The 18,581-nt window shown below is 61.1% G+C and carries 14 protein-coding genes; 10 read left to right on the top strand and 4 right to left on the bottom strand.

The window, feature by feature from the left end; genetic code table 11:
• The first annotated feature begins 235 nt into the window (after positions 1 to 235).
• The 10 genes from BK662_RS02815 (at position 236) to BK662_RS02765 (ending at position 11,348) form a co-directional block, all read left to right on the top strand.
• Entirely contained in the window at positions 236 to 595 is a 360-nt protein-coding gene (locus tag BK662_RS02815) for a DUF6124 family protein (protein WP_123356518.1), read from the top strand.
• A 449-nt stretch (positions 596 to 1,044) separates the two neighbouring features.
• A complete protein-coding gene (locus BK662_RS02810; protein ID WP_123356516.1) occupies positions 1,045 to 1,863 on the top strand; it encodes an ABC transporter substrate-binding protein in 819 nt (272 codons plus the stop codon).
• Positions 1,864 to 1,873: 10 nt separating this feature from the next.
• Positions 1,874 to 3,652 (top strand): cis-3-hydroxy-L-proline dehydratase, encoded by a 1,779-nt coding sequence (lhpI, locus tag BK662_RS02805; RefSeq protein WP_123356569.1) that lies wholly within the window; start codon positions 1,874 to 1,876, stop codon positions 3,650 to 3,652.
• Positions 3,645 to 4,310: an amino acid ABC transporter permease gene (locus tag BK662_RS02800; RefSeq protein WP_008071739.1), complete on the top strand. Its 666-nt coding sequence runs from the start codon at positions 3,645 to 3,647 to the stop codon at positions 4,308 to 4,310. Before lhpI ends, BK662_RS02800 begins: the two co-directional genes overlap by 8 nt.
• A 10-nt stretch (positions 4,311 to 4,320) precedes the next feature.
• Positions 4,321 to 4,971, top strand: coding sequence for an amino acid ABC transporter permease (locus BK662_RS02795; RefSeq protein ID WP_123356514.1), 651 nt, complete (start codon positions 4,321 to 4,323; stop codon positions 4,969 to 4,971).
• Positions 4,964 to 5,686 (top strand): amino acid ABC transporter ATP-binding protein, encoded by a 723-nt coding sequence (locus BK662_RS02790; RefSeq protein ID WP_123356512.1) that lies wholly within the window; start codon positions 4,964 to 4,966, stop codon positions 5,684 to 5,686. The genes BK662_RS02795 and BK662_RS02790 overlap by 8 nt, the downstream gene beginning before the upstream one ends.
• Before the next feature lie 134 nt (positions 5,687 to 5,820).
• Positions 5,821 to 6,849 carry a trans-3-hydroxy-L-proline dehydratase gene (locus BK662_RS02780; protein ID WP_123356508.1) on the top strand — a complete coding sequence of 343 codons (1,029 nt, stop codon included), beginning with the start codon at positions 5,821 to 5,823 and terminating at the stop codon, positions 6,847 to 6,849.
• 319 nt (positions 6,850 to 7,168) lie between these two features.
• Positions 7,169 to 8,086: a dihydrodipicolinate synthase family protein gene (locus BK662_RS02775; RefSeq protein ID WP_007903713.1), complete on the top strand. Its 918-nt coding sequence runs from the start codon at positions 7,169 to 7,171 to the stop codon at positions 8,084 to 8,086.
• A 71-nt stretch (positions 8,087 to 8,157) separates the two neighbouring features.
• On the top strand, positions 8,158 to 9,555 hold the full coding sequence (gene abaF / locus BK662_RS02770) for a fosfomycin efflux MFS transporter AbaF (RefSeq protein ID WP_123356506.1): 1,398 nt from the start codon (positions 8,158 to 8,160) through the stop codon (positions 9,553 to 9,555).
• A gap of 212 nt (positions 9,556 to 9,767) precedes the next feature.
• Positions 9,768 to 11,348, top strand: a complete 1,581-nt coding sequence (locus BK662_RS02765) for an aldehyde dehydrogenase (NADP(+)) (RefSeq protein ID WP_123356504.1) — start codon at positions 9,768 to 9,770, stop codon at positions 11,346 to 11,348.
• Between the two features lie 123 nt (positions 11,349 to 11,471).
• Here BK662_RS02765 and BK662_RS02760 read toward each other — a convergent pair whose 3' ends face one another.
• From BK662_RS02760 to BK662_RS02745, 4 genes are all read right to left on the bottom strand, one after another.
• Positions 11,472 to 12,479: an Ldh family oxidoreductase gene (locus BK662_RS02760; RefSeq protein ID WP_123356502.1), complete on the bottom strand. Its 1,008-nt coding sequence runs from the start codon at positions 12,477 to 12,479 to the stop codon at positions 11,472 to 11,474.
• 117 nt (positions 12,480 to 12,596) lie between these two features.
• Positions 12,597 to 14,240, bottom strand: a complete 1,644-nt coding sequence (locus tag BK662_RS02755; protein ID WP_123356499.1) for a fatty acid--CoA ligase — start codon at positions 14,238 to 14,240, stop codon at positions 12,597 to 12,599.
• A 23-nt stretch (positions 14,241 to 14,263) separates the two neighbouring features.
• Positions 14,264 to 16,042, bottom strand: a complete 1,779-nt coding sequence (locus BK662_RS02750; RefSeq protein WP_123356497.1) for an acyl-CoA dehydrogenase C-terminal domain-containing protein — start codon at positions 16,040 to 16,042, stop codon at positions 14,264 to 14,266.
• Positions 16,043 to 16,049: 7 nt separating this feature from the next.
• Entirely contained in the window at positions 16,050 to 18,566 is a 2,517-nt protein-coding gene (locus tag BK662_RS02745) for an efflux RND transporter permease subunit (protein ID WP_123356495.1), read from the bottom strand.
• Between the last annotated feature and the right edge of the window lie 15 nt (positions 18,567 to 18,581).

The raw sequence follows: 18,581 nt of genomic DNA, 5'->3' as shown, positions 1-18,581 counted from the left end.
TTTCCGGGTCGCTGACGAATCAGCGATCGGATTTGACCGTCCGAATCAATCAAGGCGCGCCAGCGTCCAAGACCTATTTCAGGCATGTCTGAAATATCGTGTCGCGGTGGCTGTGCGTGGGACACCTTCGGGTGTGCCGGATTCCTTGATGTCCGGTCGGTCAACCCGCGTACAGCTGCCACCTTGTTCGTTTGACCGCGAACGGCGGTAGCTCCAGTCATCAAGGAGCTTCACCATGTTCAAACCAACACCCAATCCCCCGGAAACCGATCCAACCTCCCCCTACGAATCCCTCGATTCCAAAAAGCTCAACGAAGCCGCCGACCGCGCCCTCGATCACTACCTCAAGCCGCCCATCCCCAAAGACACCAAGCGCAAACCCAGCACCATTTACCATGTCGGCACCGAGGTCGATAACGAAACCCTGCTGGTCAACGCCTGCGAATCCCTGGCGTCAGCGAGCATGATGCTCAGTGAGTTCGCCGGCTTGATGGACATGCCACATCGCAACATGATGTTGGGGATTCAGCAGGTGGTGATGCTTGGGGAGCTGGCGGTGAATCGGGTGCTGGATAATCTCGATCCGCCGTCCTGACCATTGGATCTGAGGCCACAGGCCTTTTGTGGCGAGGGAGCTTGCTCCCGCTCGGCTGCGCAGCAGTCGCAAAGCCTGAGCATGCGGTAGGTCTGAAAAACCGTGATCGCCGGGATTTGGGGCCGCTTCGCGGCCCAGCGGGAGCAAGCTCCCTCGCCACATGGGGTGCATCCGGGTAAAGGGTTGGTCGATCAAAAGATCGCAGGGCGTGTTCCTTAAAGGGGCGCCCCGCACATTCATTGCTCCCATCTGTAACACCCGCCATTGCAGGCCCAAGCCTTCACGGCGTCACTCCCCCTCCAGTTGCGCCATCACAACACCTCTACTTCAAGGGCTGACGATTAATTCGCGCTTGCGTCTGGAAATGGGCACGTTGATTGCTATTGTTAATATCGTATACGAAATCCCCAATACGATATCCAACAGCACTTCACATCAACGAGGCCTCTATGAAAAACCCCGCATTTGCCGTAGCCCTCAGCGCTGTCCTCAGTACCTCCTTTATCGCCACCGCCCAGGCCGACAAGCTTGACGACATCATCGGTTCGGGCAAGCTGCGCTGCGCCGTGACCCTGGACTTCCCGCCCATGGGTTTTCGCGATGCGGGCAACAACCCGGCCGGTTTCGACGTGGACTACTGCCATGACCTGGCGAAAATCCTCGGCGTTGAGGCGGAAGTAGTCGAGACGCCGTTCCCGGACCGCATTCCGGCGCTGGTCTCCGGCCGGGCCGACGTGATCGTCGCCTCCACCTCCGACACCCTCGAGCGGGCCAAGACCGTCGGCCTCACCGTGCCTTATTTTGCCTTCCAGATGGTGGTGCTGACCCGCGACGACACCGGCATCAACAGCTTCGATGACATCAAAGGCAAACCCGTGGGCAACACCAGCGGCACCTATGAGGCCATCGCCCTGGAGAAAGACGTGAAGAACTGGGGCACCGGCACCTTCCGCGCCTATCAGTCGCAGAACGACACCCTGCTGGCAGTCGCCCAGGGCCATATCGACGCCACCGTGGTCACCAACACTGTGGCCGCCGCCACCCTCAAATCCGGCAAATACAAAAACCTGAAAGTCGCCGGTAACGCGCCGTACGTGATCGACTATGTCTCCCTCGGCGCCAAGCGCAACGAGTATGGCCTGCTCAATTACCTCAACCTGTTCGTCAACCAGCAGGTGCGCACCGGTCGTTACAAGGAGCTGTTCGTCAAATGGGTCGGCACTGAAATCTCGCCGACCAACCTGACCGTGCCACAGGTCTACTACTGAGATGTCCGGCATGCCTAGGCCCACTTCTCTGACCGGTCGCAGCCTGGTCGCGGGCGCCGCCGAGGGCGCCCTGCTGTTCGCCGATATCGGGTTGAGTTTCTGGGGCGGGGTCGATCCGTATAGCGGCGAGATCATTGACCGTCACCACCCTCTCAGCGGCGAATACCTGGCCGGCCGCGTGCTGGCCATTCCCAGCGGTCGCGGCTCGTGCACCGGCAGTAGCGTGTTGATGGAACTGATCAGCAACGGTCACGCACCGGCCGCACTGGTGCTGACCGAGCCCGATGAGATCCTGACCCTGGGCGTGCTTGTGGCACAGACCATTTTCGAGCGTTCCCTGCCGGTGCTGTGCATCGGCCGGGACGCCTTCGCCGCCCTGCGCGGCAAGGCCTTCGCTCGGGTCGAGGACACAACGCTGAGCCTGTTCGAGCACCTGCCGGGCGATGCCTGGCAGACACTCGACAGCCCTTTGCCGAGCACCGATATCGTCACCGCGATCGAACTCACCGAACACGACCGGGCGCTGCTCGACGGCCAGCATGGCAGGGCCGCGCAGGTGGCCATGCAGATCGTCCTGCGCATGGCCGAACTGCAAGGTGCGCACAGTCTGGTGGACGTCACTCAGGCGCATATCGACGGCTGCATCTACACGGGACCGGCGAGCCTGCGCTTTGCCCAACAATTGGTGCAATGGGGAGCAACAGTGCGGGTGCCCACCACCCTCAATTCGATTTCCGTAGACCAGCGCCGCTGGCGCGAGCTGGGCATTGACCCGGCTCTCGGTGAACCGGCCAGTGCCTTGGGCGATGCCTATATGGCGATGGGGGCACAGCTGAGTTTCACCTGCGCGCCCTACCTGCTCGACAGCGCGCCGAAGGCTGGCGAACAGATCGTCTGGGCCGAATCCAACGCGGTGGTCTACGCCAACAGCGTGCTCGGCGCACGCACCTTGAAATACCCGGACTACCTGGACATCTGCATCGCACTGACTGGCCGCGCCCCATTGATCGGCTGCCATCTGGACGCGCAACGCAAGGCCCGACTGCAGATCGAGTTGCCCGTCTTGGGTGAACTGGACGACGCCTTCTACCCGCTGCTCGGTTACCACATCGGCGCGCTGGCGGGCAGCCGGATTCCATTGGTACGCGGGTTGGAACAACGCAAGCCGAGCCTGGACGACCTCAAAGCTTTCGGCGCGGCATTTGCCACCACATCCGCCGCACCACTGTTCCATATCGCCGGGATAACCCCGGAGGCCATCGACCCGTCTCAAGTGCTGGACGCGGATAACCCGGTGCCAGTGGAGCATATCCTCTTGAAGGATCTGCTGCTCAGCTGGCGCGAACTCAACAGTGCCCGCGACAACCGGGTGGATGTGGTGTCGCTGGGCAATCCGCATTTCTCCCTCAGCGAGTTCGCCCACCTCGCGCAGCTGTGCTTCGGTCGGCACAAACACCCTGACGTGGTCCTCGCCATTACCTGCGGCCGTGCCGTGCTGGAGCAGGCTCGCGAAGCCGGGCATATCGCCGTGATCGAAGCTTTCGGCGCCACCCTGGTCACCGATACCTGCTGGTGCATGCTCGGCGAACCGGTGATCCCGCCGGCCGCAAAAACCTTGATGACCAACTCCGGCAAATACGCCCATTACGCACCCGGTCTGGTGGGCCGCAAGGTGCATTTCGCCAGCATCAAAGAGTGCATCGATGCCGCCTGCAATGCCACCGCCAGCGGGCGCCTGCCGGCGTGGTTACAACCTGCTGCCCTACTGGAGAGCCCTGCGCATGTTTGACTACAGCTTCCAATGGCGCTCAGCGCTGCGCGCCCTGCCGGACATGCTCGCCGGTGCCCTGGTCACCTTCGAGACCGCGGCACTGTCGATGATCTTCGGCGTGCTGATCGCCCTGGCCCTGACCGTGATGCGCGAAAGCAAAAACCCGCTGCTGCGCGGCATCGGCAACGGCTGGGTATCGATCGCGCGCAACACCCCGTCGCTGTTCCAGATCTACGTCCTCTACTTCGGCCTCGGCTCGCTGGGCATGCACGTCAGTTCATGGTTCGCCCTGCTGGCCGGAATCACCTTTAACAATGCCGGGTATCTGGCGGAAAACTTTCGCGGTGGCCTCAAGGCCGTACCGGACACACAAGTGCGCGCCGCACGTTCGCTGGGCATGAGCGCCTTTCAGGCCTACCGCATGATCATCGTCCCGCAGCTGCTGCGGATCGTCTTCTACCCACTGACTAATCAGATGGTCTGGGCGGTGCTGATGACGTCGCTGGGGGTGATCGTCGGGCTGAACAATGACCTGACCGGCGTGACCCAGGATTACAACGTCAAAACGTTCCGCACCTTCGAGTTCTTCGCCATCGCAGCGGTGCTGTATTACCTGATTGCCAAGGCGATCGTCGCGGCAGCCCGGCTGATGGCCTGGCGGTTGTTCCGTTACTGAGGAGCTGTGCATGTTTTCCACCGGTTTTTCCTCCAATGACCTGTTGTTCCTGCTCAATGGCGCCTGGGTCACGCTGCAACTGACGTTCTGGTCGATCATGCTCGGCTCCCTGGCCGGCTTGTTCTTCGGCCTGCTGCGGGCCTTGTTGCCGCGGGCCAGTCTGCCCCTGGCCTGGGTGCTGGACGTGTTTCGCAGCGTGCCGTTGCTGATCCAGTTCGTGCTGTTCAACTCACTCAAAAGCATCGTCGGCTTGAACATCAGCGCCTTCAGCGTCGGCTGCATTGTGCTGGGGGTTTACGCCGCCGCGTACTTCACCGAGATCGTGCGCGCTGGTGTGTTGTCGGTGCCGTTCACTTTGCGTCGGGCCAGTCGCTCGCTGGGCCTGAGTTTCCTGCAGGACCTGCGCTGGATCGTCCTGCCGATGGCCACCCGAGTGGCTTTTCCCGGCTGGCTGAACCTGGTACTCGGCGTGATGAAAGACACCGCGCTGGTGATGTGGATCGGCATCGTCGAACTGCTGCGCGCCTCGCAAACCATCGTCACCCGTATCCAGGAACCGTTGCTGGTGCTGTGCATCGCGGGCCTTATTTACTACGTCATGAGCCTGGTGGTCGCACGCCTGGGCGCTCGTCTGGAAAGAAGGTGGCAAGAAAATGATTGAGATCGATAACGTACATAAATCCTTCGGCGACCTCGCCGTGGTCAAGGGTGTCAGCCTGACGGTGAACAAGGGCGAGGTGGTGTCGATCATCGGCGGCTCGGGCTCCGGCAAATCGACCCTGCTGATGTGCATCAACGGCCTGGAACCGATCCAGAAAGGCAACATCCGCGTCGACGGCGTCGAGGTCCACGACAGCGCCACCGACCTCAATCGTCTGCGGCAGAAAATCGGCATCGTGTTCCAGCAGTGGAATGCCTTCCCGCACCTGACCGTGCTGGAAAACGTGATGCTCGCGCCGCGCAAAGTGCTGGGTAAAAGCAAGGCCGAAGCCGAGGAACTGGCGGTGCGGCAGCTGACCCACGTGGGCCTTGCCGACAAGCTCAAGACCTTCCCCGGCAAGTTGTCCGGAGGCCAGCAGCAACGCATGGCCATCGCCCGCGCCCTGGCCATGTCGCCGGACTACATGCTGTTCGACGAAGCCACGTCGGCCCTCGATCCGCAATTGGTCGGCGAGGTGCTGGACACCATGCGCATGCTCGCCGAAGACGGCATGACCATGGTGCTGGTGACTCACGAAATCCGCTTTGCCCGCGATGTCTCCGACCGCGTGGCGTTCTTTCGCAATGGCTTGGTGCATGAGATCGGCTCGCCGGATCAGGTGATTGGTAATCCGGTGCATGCGGAAACGGCGGCTTTTCTGAAATCGGTGAAGTAACTGATGGCCCCATCGCGAGCAGGCTCGCTCCCACAGTGGCCTGCGTCGATCACCGATTTTGTGTACACCGCCAAACCCTGTGGGAGCGAGCCTGCTCGCGAAGGGGCCCTAACAGACAAAACAAGGAGCAGGCAATGCGCTCATCGAAAGTCATTCATGTAGTCAGCTGTCACGCCGAAGGCGAAGTCGGCGATGTAATCGTCGGCGGTGTTGCCCCACCACCGGGCGCCACTGTGTGGGAGCAATCGCGCTGGATCGCCAAGGATCAGACACTGCGCAACTTCGTGCTCAACGAGCCTCGCGGCGGTGTGTTCCGTCACGTCAATCTGCTGGTGCCGGCCAAGGATCCTCGGGCGCAAATGGCCTGGATCATCATGGAACCGGCGGACACGCCACCGATGTCCGGCTCCAATTCGCTGTGCGTCGCCACCGTGCTGCTCGACAGCGGCATCCTGCCGATGACCGAACCGCAAACCCGACTGGTGCTCGAAGCGCCCGGCGGCCTGATCGAGGCCGTGGCCGATTGCCGTGATGGCAAGGTCGAGCGGGTAGAAATCAAGAACGTGCCCTCCTTCGCTGACCGCCTCGACGCCTGGATCGAAGTCGAAGGCCTCGGCTCGTTGCAGGTCGACACCGCGTACGGCGGCGACAGCTTTGTGATCGCCGACGCCGAACGCCTGGGCTTTTCCATTCGTCCTGATGAGGCTGCCGACCTGGTGGCGGTCGGGCTGAAAATCACTCGCGCGGCTAATGAACAATTGGGCTTCGTCCATCCGCTAAACCCCGAATGGTCACATATTTCCTTCTGCCAGATTGCTGCGCCCATCGTCGTTGAAAACGGCATCGCCACTGGCGCCAATGCAGTGGTGATTCAACCCGGCAAGATCGACCGCTCGCCTACCGGCACCGGCTGCTCGGCGCGCATGGCGGTGCTGCAGGCCAAGGGACTGATGCAGGTGGGCGAGCGCTTTATTGGCTGTTCGATCATCGGTTCCGAATTCCACTGCCGCATCGATTCCCTGACCGAAGTGGCTGGACGCCCAGCGATCTACCCGTGCATTTCCGGCCGGGCCTGGATTACCGGCACTCATCAATTGCTGCTCGATCCGAGCGATCCGTGGCCACAGGGCTATCGCCTGTCAGACACCTGGCCCGGCGCCTGACGCCGAACCGGAGCTTGTATGGAGAAGGAGTTTTTATGGCTAGGCAGTTTTTGTGGTGAAGCAGCTTTTGTGGTGAGGCAGCTTCTGTGGCGAGGGAGCTTGCTCCCGCTGGGTTGCGCAGCAGCCCCAATGCTGTAATCACGATTTTTACGACTGCTGCGCAGCCGAACGGGAGCAAGCTCCCTCGCCACAAAAAGCTCCCTCTCCACAGGGATTTCACCCAGCAGCAAAAAACCCTGATTGATTGAAAAAAGCACTAGCCGAATATTGTCACTTGAAATATCGTATACGAAATACAATTAACAAACCGGAGGCAACAATGAGCAAACGTATTAACTGGAGTGGCGTCTTCCCCGCAGTGACCACTCAATTCAACGACGACTTCTCCATCAACCTGGAAAAAACCCATCAGGTGATTTCCAACGTGATCCGTGACGGCGTATCAGGGTTGGTGGTGTGCGGTTCGGTGGGGGAAAACACCTCATTGACCGCCGAAGAAAAAATCGCCGTGACCGAAGTCGCGGTCGACGCCTCCCGGGGCCGCGTGCCAGTGATCTGCGGTGTAGCCGAGTTCACCAGCGTGCAAGCGGCCAAGGTCGCCAATGCCGTGCGCCGGGTCGGTGTCGACGGCGTGATGCTGATGCCGGCGCTGGTCTACGGTTCCAAGCCGTTCGAGACCGCCGAGCACTACCGCTACGTGGCGAAAAATGCCGACGTACCGCTGATGGTCTACAACAACCCGCCGATCTACAAAAACGACGTCACCCCGGACATCCTGATTTCCTTGGCCGACTGCGACAACGTGGTGTGCTTCAAGGATTCGTCCGGCGATACCCGTCGTTTCATCGACGTGCGCAATGAAGTCGGCGACCGTTTCGTGCTGTTCGCAGGTCTCGACGACGTGGTGCTGGAAAGCATCGCGGTGGGTGCCGAGGGCTGGGTCTCGGGCATGTCCAACGTGTTCCCGAAAGAAGGCGAAACCATCTTCCGCCTGGCCAAGGCCGGTCGCTTCGCCGAAGCCATGCCGATCTACGAATGGCTGATGCCGATCTTGCACCTCGATGCCCGTGCCGACCTTGTGCAGTGCATCAAGCTCTGCGAAGCCATTGCCGGTCGCGGCAGCGCGCTGACCCGTCCGCCACGCCTGGCACTGCCGGAAGCCGATCGGGTGTTCGTCGAGCAGATCATGGCCAAGGCCCTGGCCAACCGTCCGGAGTTGCCAGACGTCGGTCTCTGAGTGATTGCCGGGCGGGTCTTTGCGGACCCGGCCCGGCTGCCTGTTTTTGCGCCTCTACAGGAAACGCCAGCATGTCCAATCCTCTACACACGCAAAGCGCAACCACCCCCTCGGGACTCAAACGCGTAGTGGCCGCCGCCATGGCCGGCACCGTCGCCGAGTGGTACGAATTCTTTCTCTACGGCACCGCCTCGGCACTGGTCTTCGGCCAGTTGTTCTTCCGCCAGACCGACAGCCCCATCGACGGCATCATCGCCGCCTTCGCCCTGTACGCGGTCGGCTTTCTCGCCCGCCCATTGGGTGGTCTGGTGTTCGGTCACTACGGTGACAAGTTCGGCCGCAAACGCCTGCTGCAATTGAGCCTGGTGGTGGTCGGTATCACCACTTTTCTGATGGGATGCCTGCCGGGCTTCGACAGCATCGGCTATGCCGCGCCGGTGTTATTGGTGTTGCTGCGGCTGATCCAGGGCTTTGCTTTTGGCGGTGAATGGGGCGGCGCGATTCTGCTGGTGTCCGAACACTGCCCCGACAACCGTCGCGGCTTCTGGGCCAGTTGGCCACAAGCCGGGGTGCCGGCCGGCAACCTGGTGGCCACCGTCGCCCTGCTGCTGTTGTCGTCAAACCTGTCGGAGGAACAATTCCTCGCCTGGGGCTGGCGCGTGGCGTTCTGGTTCTCGGCGGTGGTGGTGCTGATCGGCTATTGGATTCGCACCAGCGTCGACGACGCGCCGATCTTCAAAGAAGCTCAGGCCCGTCAGGCACAGACCAAGCAACAACAGCTGGGCGTGGTCGAAGTGCTGCGTCATCACTGGCGCGCTGTGCTGGTCGGCATCGGCGCACGCTTTGCCGAGAACATCCTCTATTACACCGTGGTCACCTTTTCGATCACCTACCTGAAACTGGTGGTACACAAGGACACCTCGGAAATTCTGCTGCTGATGTTCGGCGCGCACCTGGTGCACTTCTTCTTGATTCCGTTGATGGGGTATCTGTCGGATATCGTCGGGCGCAAACCGATCTACCTGACCGGCGCGGTGCTCACCGCGTTCTGGGGCTTTATCGGTTTCCCGATGATGGATACCGGCAACAACTGGCTGATCATGGCCGCCATCATTCTGGGCCTGGGCATCGAGTCGATGACCTATGCGCCCTACTCGGCGCTGATGGCCGAACTGTTCCCGACCCACGTGCGCTACACCGCACTTTCACTGTGCTACCAGGTGGCGCCGATTTTCGCCGGTTCCCTGGCACCGCTGATCGCCATCACCCTGCTCAACAAATATCACAGCTCGACACCCATCGCCTGGTACCTGGTGGGCGCCGCACTGATCTCCATCGTTGCCGTCGGCCTGACCCGGGAAACCCGTGGCAAGTCGTTGCATCAGGTGGATGCGGAATCTGCTGCGCGCATTGCTGCGCTGGATGGCGCCGCGCCGGCCATGGCCCGTCGGGGTGATTCGTTGGTTTGAGCTCAATACCTGTCACACCCCACTTTGTGGCGAGGGAGCTTGCTCCCGCTCGAGTGCGCAGCACTCGCAAAATAGGCAATTGTTGCCGATATTTTGGGGCCGCTACGCAGCCCAACGCGAGCAAGCTCGCTCGCCACAAAACAGTACACGACTCAGCACCTTGATTGACCTGCAACGGTCCTGCCTCACCTTTCCCGACAGGAGTTTTTTTGATGCCCGAGCTCATCGGCCACAACTACATCGGCGGCGCCCGCCGCGCCGCTGGCAGCATCACCTTGCACAGCCACGACGCCAGTACCGGCGAAGCGCTGCCCTACTCGTTCATGCAAGCCACCGCTGAGGAAGTGGACGCCGCCGCCCAAGCTGCGGCGGCAGCCTACCCGGCCTTCCGCAATCTACCGGCGACTCGCCGCGCAGAATTTCTTGAGGCCATTGCTGCGCAACTGGATGCGCTGGATGATGAATTCGTCGCTCTGGTCACCCGCGAAACCGCACTGCCGACCGGGCGCATTCAAGGTGAACGCAACCGTACCAGCGGCCAAATGCGCCTGTTCGCTCAGGTTCTGCGCCGGGGCGATTTCTATGGTGCGCGCGTCGATCGCGCCTTGCCCGAACGTCAGCCACTGCCACGGGTCGACCTGCGCCAATACCGGATCGGCGTCGGTCCGGTGGCCGTGTTCGGCGCCAGTAATTTCCCGCTGGCCTTTTCCACCGCCGGCGGTGACACCGCTGCCGCCCTGGCGGCCGGTTGCCCGGTGGTGTTCAAGGCCCACAGCGGACACATGGCAACCGCCGAACGCGTGGCCGATGCAATCATCCGCGCCGCCGAGCAAACCGACATGCCCAAAGGTGTGTTCAACATGATCTACGGCGCGGGCGTCGGTGAAGCGCTGGTCAAGCATCCGGCGATCCAGGCCGTCGGTTTCACCGGCTCGCTAAAGGGCGGTCGCGCCCTCTGTGACATGGCCGCCGCACGGCCACAACCGATCCCGGTGTTCGCCGAAATGAGCAGCATCAACCCGGTGCTCGTATTGCCTGAAGCCCTGCTCGCCCGTGGCGAGAAAATCGCCGGTGAACTGGTGGCGTCGGTGGTCCAGGGTTGCGGTCAGTTCTGTACCAATCCGGGATTGGTGATCGGTATTCGCTCACCCCAATTCAGCGCTTTCACTGCGCGGCTCAGTACGTTGATGGCCGAACAACCGGCGCAAACCATGCTCAACGCCGGCACCTTCGGCAGCTACGAAAAAGGCGTGCAGGCCTTGCTCGACCATCCGGGAATAATCCGCCTGGCAGGCCAGGATCAGCACAGCAAAAAAGCGCAGCCGCAACTGTTCAAGGCTGACGTCAGCCTGCTGTTCAAGGGAGATCCGCTGTTGCAGGAAGAAGTGTTCGGCCCGACCACCATCGTTGTCGAAGTAGCCGATAAGGCCGAGTTGCGACAAGCGCTGAACAGTTTGCACGGCCAACTCACCGCCACGTTGATTGGCGAAGCACAGGACCTGAAGGAACACGCCGATCTGCTGATACTGCTGGAACAAAAGGTCGGCCGCGTGCTGTTCAACGGCTACCCCACTGGCGTCGAAGTCTGCGATGCCATGGTGCATGGCGGCCCCTACCCGGCGACCTCCGATGCCCGTGGCACTTCGGTCGGCAGCCTGGCCATCGAGCGTTTCCTGCGCCCGGTGTGCTACCAGAACTGCCCGGACGCCTTGCTGCCCGACGCCCTGAAAAACGCCAACCCGTTGGGCATTGCACGACTGGTTGATGGCAACAGCCACCGCGAGCCGGTTTAACGACACGACCTCCTGTGGGAGCGAGCCTGCTCGCGATAGCGGCGTGTCAGTCAACGAAAATGTTGAATCTGATGCCCTCATCGCGAGCAGGCTCGCTCCCACAGGAGTGGGCACCCGTTTCATTCAAGCCAACAGTGCTTTCAGATCGTTGTATAGCGCCTCGGGAATCTGCACCCCCTCCACCATACTGCGTGCCCGCGCCGCATAACGCCGTTGCGACGGCAAGCGTGCACCCTGCCCTTCAATGCCCTGAAACAACATTTCGGCCCGGGCCAAATGTTCCTCGGTGGCTGCTCCCAGAAAACGTCGCGGATCCAGCGCAATGATCAACTCGCCATGGTACGGCGACGACTTGCTGCCCGCGTCATAGGCCAGCGATTCGGCACTGGTCAAATCACCGATCAAAGGCCCGGCGATCAACTCCACCATCGCTGCCAGCGCCGAGCCCTTGTGCCCACCGAACGTCAGCATCGCGCCGCTGTCGAGCACCACATTGGCATCGGTACTCGACCGGCCCTCAGCGTCCACGCCCCAACCCTCGGGAATCGCCTTGCCGGCACGTCGATGCAACTCGATATCACCACGGGCAATCGCACTGGTGGCGAAGTCGAACACAAACGGATCCTGCCCCGCACGCGGCCAGCCAAAGGCAATGGGATTGGTGCCGAACACCGGCACACGTCCCCCGGCCGGTGCCACCCAGGCATGGCTCGGATTACACGCCAGCGCCACCAAACCAGCGGCGGTCAACTGCTCGATCTCCACCCACAGCGCCGAGAAATGCACACAGCGATTGATCGCCAACGCCGCAATCCCGTTGGCCCGGGTTTTCTCCGTCAGCAACCCAAGCCCCGCCTGAAACGCCAATTGCGAGAAACCACCAGCGGCATCCACCCGCACGATCGACGGCGCCTGGTCGATCACCTGTGGCTCGGCATCGACCGACACCTTGCCGGCCCGCAGGGAATTCACGCAGCCCAGAATCCGGTACAAACCGTGGGAGGCACAGCCATCGCGCTCGCCGGCAATCACCGTCGCCGCCACCGCTTGCGCATGGGCCAGATTAAAACCGTTGTGCAACAGGATCGATTCGGCCAGTTCACGGGCTTCGATCAGGGTCAGTTGGATCATGCTCATCTCCTTGGACAGACCAGTCAGGGTGGTCCATCCGCAGAGGTGTGGCTTGATGGGTTTGGGCGCGAGGGATGACGAAATTGGCACAGGGTTGGCGAGAGGGCGCCGCGCCTTTCAGCTCAATTCGCTTTGCCGGATCAGCTTCTTGTCAATCTTCCCGACGCTGGTTTTAGGAATCTCGGCGACGAATTTGAACTGCTTGGGAATCGCCCATTTGTTGATCCGGCCACACTCGACAAACCCTTGCAGATGCACCTCCAGGATCTTGCGGTCGAGATACTGCCCGGGCTCGCACACCACCAGCGCCATCGGCCGCTCGCCCCATTGCTCATCGGCAATGCCCACGACCGCGACCGACATCACCGCCGCGTGTTCGCTGATCAGGCTTTCCAGTTCCAGGGAGCTGATCCACTCTCCTCCCGTCTTGATGACGTCCTTGATTCGATCTTTGATTTCCACCCCTCCCAAGGCATCGATGGAGGCCAGATCGCCGGTGTGCATCCAGCCGTTGTGCCAAAGCTCGGCACCCTTTTCGGGCGCCTTCAAATAGCCTTGGGTCAGCCAGGGTGCGCGCACCACGATCTCGCCCAGAGACTCGCCGTCATGGGCAACGTCATTGCCATTGGCATCGATGATTTTCAGGTCGACCATCGGCACCGGCGTGCCAGTCTTGATGCGGGTGGCAAGTTGGGCTTGCGTGGATTGTTCGAGGTCTTCATCACGCAGGTACGTCAGGCACAGCAATGGGCAGGTTTCCGACATGCCGTAACCGCTATGCACCTGAATACCCTTGGCACTCGCTTCGCTGGCAATTCCCAGCGTCAGTGCGCTGCCACCCAAGAGCATTTTCCAGCCATCGAAACGGATCTGCTGCGCTTCCTCGCAGTTCAGGATCATCTGCAGAATGGTCGGCACGCAATGGGAAAAAGTGACCTTTTTCTCACGATACAGCCTGACCAGGCTGTTGGGTTCGTAGCGGCCGGGATACACCTGCTTGAGCCCCATCAGGGTGGCGACATAAGGCACACCCCAGGCATGCACGTGAAACATCGGGGTGATCGGCATGTACACATCATCGGAACGCAGCAACGGCAGTCCTTGATAGACGCCCAAAGTGCCCACGGCATTCAAGGTGTGCAGGACCAATTGGCGGTGGGTGAAATACACGCCTTTAGGATCGCCAGTGGTGCCCGTGGTGTAGAAAAGGGTCGCCACCGAGTTTTCATCAAAGTCGGGAAAGTCGTACTGGTCTGCGGCCCTGGACAATACGTTTTCATATTCCCCCAGCACCGGTAACCACGTATCGATTGCTGTGTCGTCCGTGAGCTGCAGGTAACCTTTGACGGTTTCAAGCCGCCCCTGAATCTGTTCAACCAGCGGCAGGAAATCATCATGCACCAGCACCAGGTCGTCCTCGGCATGGTTCATGGTGAAGAGCACCTGATCCGGCGAAAGACGAATGTTCACGGTATGCAGCACCGCGCCGATCATCGGTACCGCAAAGAAGCATTCCAGGTAGCGATGGCTGTCCCAGTCGAGCAGGGCCACCGTATCTCCGGCCTTGACGCCGGCAGCGGTCAAGGCGTTGGCCAGCCTGCGGATCCGCTGGTTGAGGGTCTGGTAGCTGTAGCGCAATTTATCGGCGTAGACGATTTCCCGGCCCGGTTCGTAGCGCACGCCGGACAGCAATAATTGCTTGATCAGCAAGGGGTAGGCATAGGCGCCATCGGCGGGCGGAATTATTTTTGTCGCCATCATGGTTGGGTTCCTTGTCCTTTCGATCAGAAGTGCGCTGCTTCCAGCTCGTAGAGGCATTCGCTGCCAGCCTTGACCGAAGCGCTCAACGAGTGGATGCGCGGCAGCAGGCGAGCGAAGTAGAAGCGCGCGGTAGCCAGTTTGCTGACGTAGAAATCGTCTTTGGAATGCGTGCTCATGGCAGCCTTGGCCATTCGCGCCCACATGTAGGCGTACGCGGTGTAGCCAAACACGTGCAGGTACTCGACCGAAGCCGCGCCGATTTCATTCGGGTTGCTCTGGGCTCGGTCCAGCAGCCATGCGGTCAGTTCGTCGAGGGTGTCGACAGCGGCGTTCAACGGTTTGGTGAACTCACCAAGGTCAGCGCAGGCATTGGCGGTAAATTTGCGGATTTCCGAAGCGAACAGCCGGTACAGCGCCCCGCCGCTTCCAACGATTTTGCGCCCGGCCAGGTCCAGCGACTGGATGCCATTGGTGCCTTCGTAGATCTGGGTGATGCGCACATCGCGAATCAATTGCTCCTGGCCCCACTCGCGGATGTAGCCGTGGCCGCCGAAGATCTGCTGGCCATGCACCGTGGTTTCCAGCCCCATGTCGGTGAGGAACGCCTTGGCCACCGGGGTCAGCAGCGACACCAGTTCCTGGGCGCGGGTGCGGGTTGCCGCGTCATCGCTGTACTTGGCGGTATCCAGTTGCAGCGCCACATAGCTGGAGAACGCACGCCCGCCCTCGTTCAAGGCTTTCATGGTCAACAGCATGCGTCGTACATCCGGGTGCACGATGATCGGGTCGGCGGCTTTGTCCTTGTTCTGCGCGCCCGTCGGTGAACGGCTTTGCAGACGGTCACGGGCGTATTCGACCGCGTTCTGGTACGAGCGCTCACCCAACGCCAGGCCCTGGATACCCACGCCAAGGCGTTCGTAATTCATCATGGTGAACATTGCCGCCAGGCCTTTGTTCGGCGCGTCGACAATCCAGCCAGTCGCCCCGTCAAAGTTCATCACACAGGTGGCGGAGGCCTTGATGCCCATCTTGTGCTCGATGGAACCGCAGGACAGCGCGTTGCGCTCGCCCAGCGAGCCATCGTCATTGACCAGCACCTTGGGCACCAGAAACAGCGAAATTCCCTTGGGACCGGCCGGTGCATCCGGCAACCGCGCCAGCACCAAATGAATAATGTTTTCGGTCAGGTCGTGCTCGCCGCCGGTGATGAAGATCTTGCTGCCGCTGATCTTGAAACTGCCGTCGGCCTGAGGTTCGGCGCGAGTGCGAATCAGGCCCAAGTCAGTGCCGGCATGCGCCTCGGTCAGGCACATTGAACCGGTCCAGGTGCCGGCATACATGTTCGGCAGATAGCGTTCCTTGAGTTCCTGACTGGCGTGGGCATTGATCGACAGGCACGCACCGGCGGTCAGCATCGGGTACAGGCCGAACGACAGACTTGCCGAGTTGACCATCTCCTCGACCTGAGCCGAAATCGCCTTGGGCATGCCCATGCCACCGAACTGCGGATCGCCACCAACACCCACCCAACCGCCTTCAGCGAATGCCTGGTAGGCCGCGACAAAACCGTCCGGAGCCTGGACCGCGCCGTTGCTCCAGGTGCAGCCCTGCTCGTCGCTGCTGCGGTTCAGCGGCGCGATCACTTCGGCGCTGATCTTGCCGGCCTCTTCAAGGATCGCGGCGGCCGTTTCTTCATCGATCACCTCGGCCAGGCCAGGCAATTGAGCCCATAGCCGGGACACCTCGAAGACCTCGTTGAGTACGAAGCGCATGTCGCGCAAAGGAGCTTTGTAATCAGACATTGTTGGCTTACTCGGAAGTGGTCAGGGCATGCGACATGTCCTGACGTTGGGATGTACCGGTTTCACCGGTTTGCGCCACATCGGCTTGCACAACGGGGTGACGCAGCAAGAAATACGACAGGGCTGGAATCAGGATCAGCGCGCCGAGCATGTTCCACAGGAACATGAAGGTCAGCAGGATGCCCATGTCGGCCTGGAACTTGATCGGCGACCAGACCCAGCACACAACACCCGCCGCCAGAGTGATGCCCACCAGGCCCACCACCCGACCGGTAAACGACACGGCGTTGCGGTAAGCCTGACTCAGCGGCAGGCCCTGGCGCTGGTAATGCAACTGCACGCTGAGCAGGTACAAGGCGTAGTCCACGCCGATACCCACGCCCAATGCGATCACCGGCAGGGTCGCAACCTTCACGCCAATGCCCATGGCCACCATCAACGCCTCGCAAAGGATCGAGGTCAGTACCAGTGGCAACAGGGCGACCAGGGTTGCGCGCCAGCTGCGGAAGGTGATCAGGCAGAACAGCGTCACCGCCGCATAGACGTAAAGCAACATGGTGCGATTGGCCTCGCGCACCACAATGTTGGTCGCTGCTTCAATCCCGGCCGACCCGGCCGCCAGCAGGAACTGGCGATCTTCGCTGTTGTTCTCCCGGGCGAATTTTTCGGCGATGCCCACCACGGCATCCAGGGTCTCGGCCTTGTGATCTTTGAGAAAGGTGATCACCGGCATCAGCGAACAGTCGGTGTTGAATAACTCCGGGGAGTTGACCGAGGCTTGCTGCGCGGCGTAGTTCAGCACGTCCTGATTGCGCTGGATGCTGTTGAGCTTGGGGTTGCCTTCATAAGTGCCGGCGGTGATTTGGCGCACCGCGTTGACCAACGAAGCCGTGGCCTGTACGCCCGGATACTGCTGCAGCTCCCAGGCCAGACGGTCGGCGAGGACCAGCGTCTTGTAGTTCAAGCAGCCTTCGGGCGCGGTCTTGATCATCACCGCGAACAGGTCGCTGGACAGCGCGTAGTGGCTGGTGATGTAGGCGTTGTCACGGTTATAGCGAGAGTCGGCACGCAGCTCCGGTGCGCCACTTTCCAGGTCGCCGATCTTCAGCTGCAAACTGACCATGAAGCCGTCGATGCCCATCAGTACCGCGACCAATACCGCCCCCGTGGCCCATTTGGCCGTGGTGAAGCGGTCGAGCAAGTCCCACAGTTTGCCGAAGCCTTTGTGCCCTTCTGCACGTGTGTCGATTTTCAGCGCACGCGCGGCAGCCTTGGCGCCGACGCCGACATAAGACAGCGCCACCGGCATCAGCAACAGCGAGGTGAAGATCAGCACCGCCACACCGATACTGGCGGTGATCGCCAGGTCGCGGATCACCGGAATGTCGATCAGCATCAGCACCGCGAACCCGACGGCGTCGGCCAGCAGCGCGGTGACGCCGGCAATGAACAGGCGGCGGAAGGTGTAGCGTGCGGCGATCAGTCTGTGGGTGCCACGGGCGATGTCTTGCATGATGCCGTTCATTTTCTGCGCAGCGTGAGACACACCGATGGCGAAGATCAGGAAAGGCACGAGTACCGAATACGGGTCGATGGCATAGCCGAGCCAGGCGACAATGCCGAGTTGCCACACCACTGCGATCAGCGAGCAGCCGACCACCAGCAAGGTGCTGCGAACGCAACGGGTGTAGGCGTAAATGATGATCAGCGAAGTGACGACGGCCAGACCGAAGAACATCATCACCTGAATCAGCCCGTCGATCAGGTCGCCCATCAGTTTGGCGAAACCGATCACCCGGACTTTGTACTGGCCCTTGCCCTCCTCCCCGGCCTTGCGCGCAGCGCTGTCACCGGCGAATTCGATCTTGTCGCGCAACTGCTCTTCGAGCATTTGCGAAAAGGCGTGATAGTCGATGCGCTGACCGCTGGCCGTGGCCTTGTCCAGCAGCGGCACGATGAGCATGCTCGATTTGTAGTCGCTGGCCACCAGACTGCCGACGATGCCAGCGCGGGAAATATTCTGGCGCAGCTGCTCTATTTCTTCCGGCTTGCCCTGGTAGGTATCGGGCATCACCGGGCCACCCTGGAAACCTTCCTCGGTGACTTCAGTCCAGCGCACGGCCGGGCTCCACAACGACTTCATCCAGGCACGGTCGACGCCTTCGGTGACGAACAACTGATCGTTGACCTGCTTGAGCACGTCAAGATAAGCGGGGTCGAAAATATCGCCCTGGGTGTTCTCCACCACCACTCGTACCGAGTTACCCAAACCGCGCAGCGACTGACGGTTTTCCAGGAAATTCTGAATGTACGGCTGGCTCTGCGGAATCATCTTTTCAAAGCTTGGACGCAGCTCCAGGCGAGTTGCGGCCATGTAGCCCAACACTACGGTGGCGAGCGCCATCAGCAGCATGAACAGCGGACGGTAATTGAATACCAGCCGCTCCAGCCGATTGCCGGAGCGGCGGTCGAAATCCCGCAGATCGCGGATCACCGGCATGGTTTCTTGTTTGGTATGGCCCATGTCTGGGTTCTCGCT

It is taken from the genome of Pseudomonas frederiksbergensis (assembly GCF_003732275.1).
GTDB classification, from domain to species: Bacteria; Pseudomonadota; Gammaproteobacteria; order Pseudomonadales; family Pseudomonadaceae; genus Aquipseudomonas; species Aquipseudomonas frederiksbergensis_H.
This window is presented reverse-complemented; position numbering and strand designations above follow the sequence as displayed.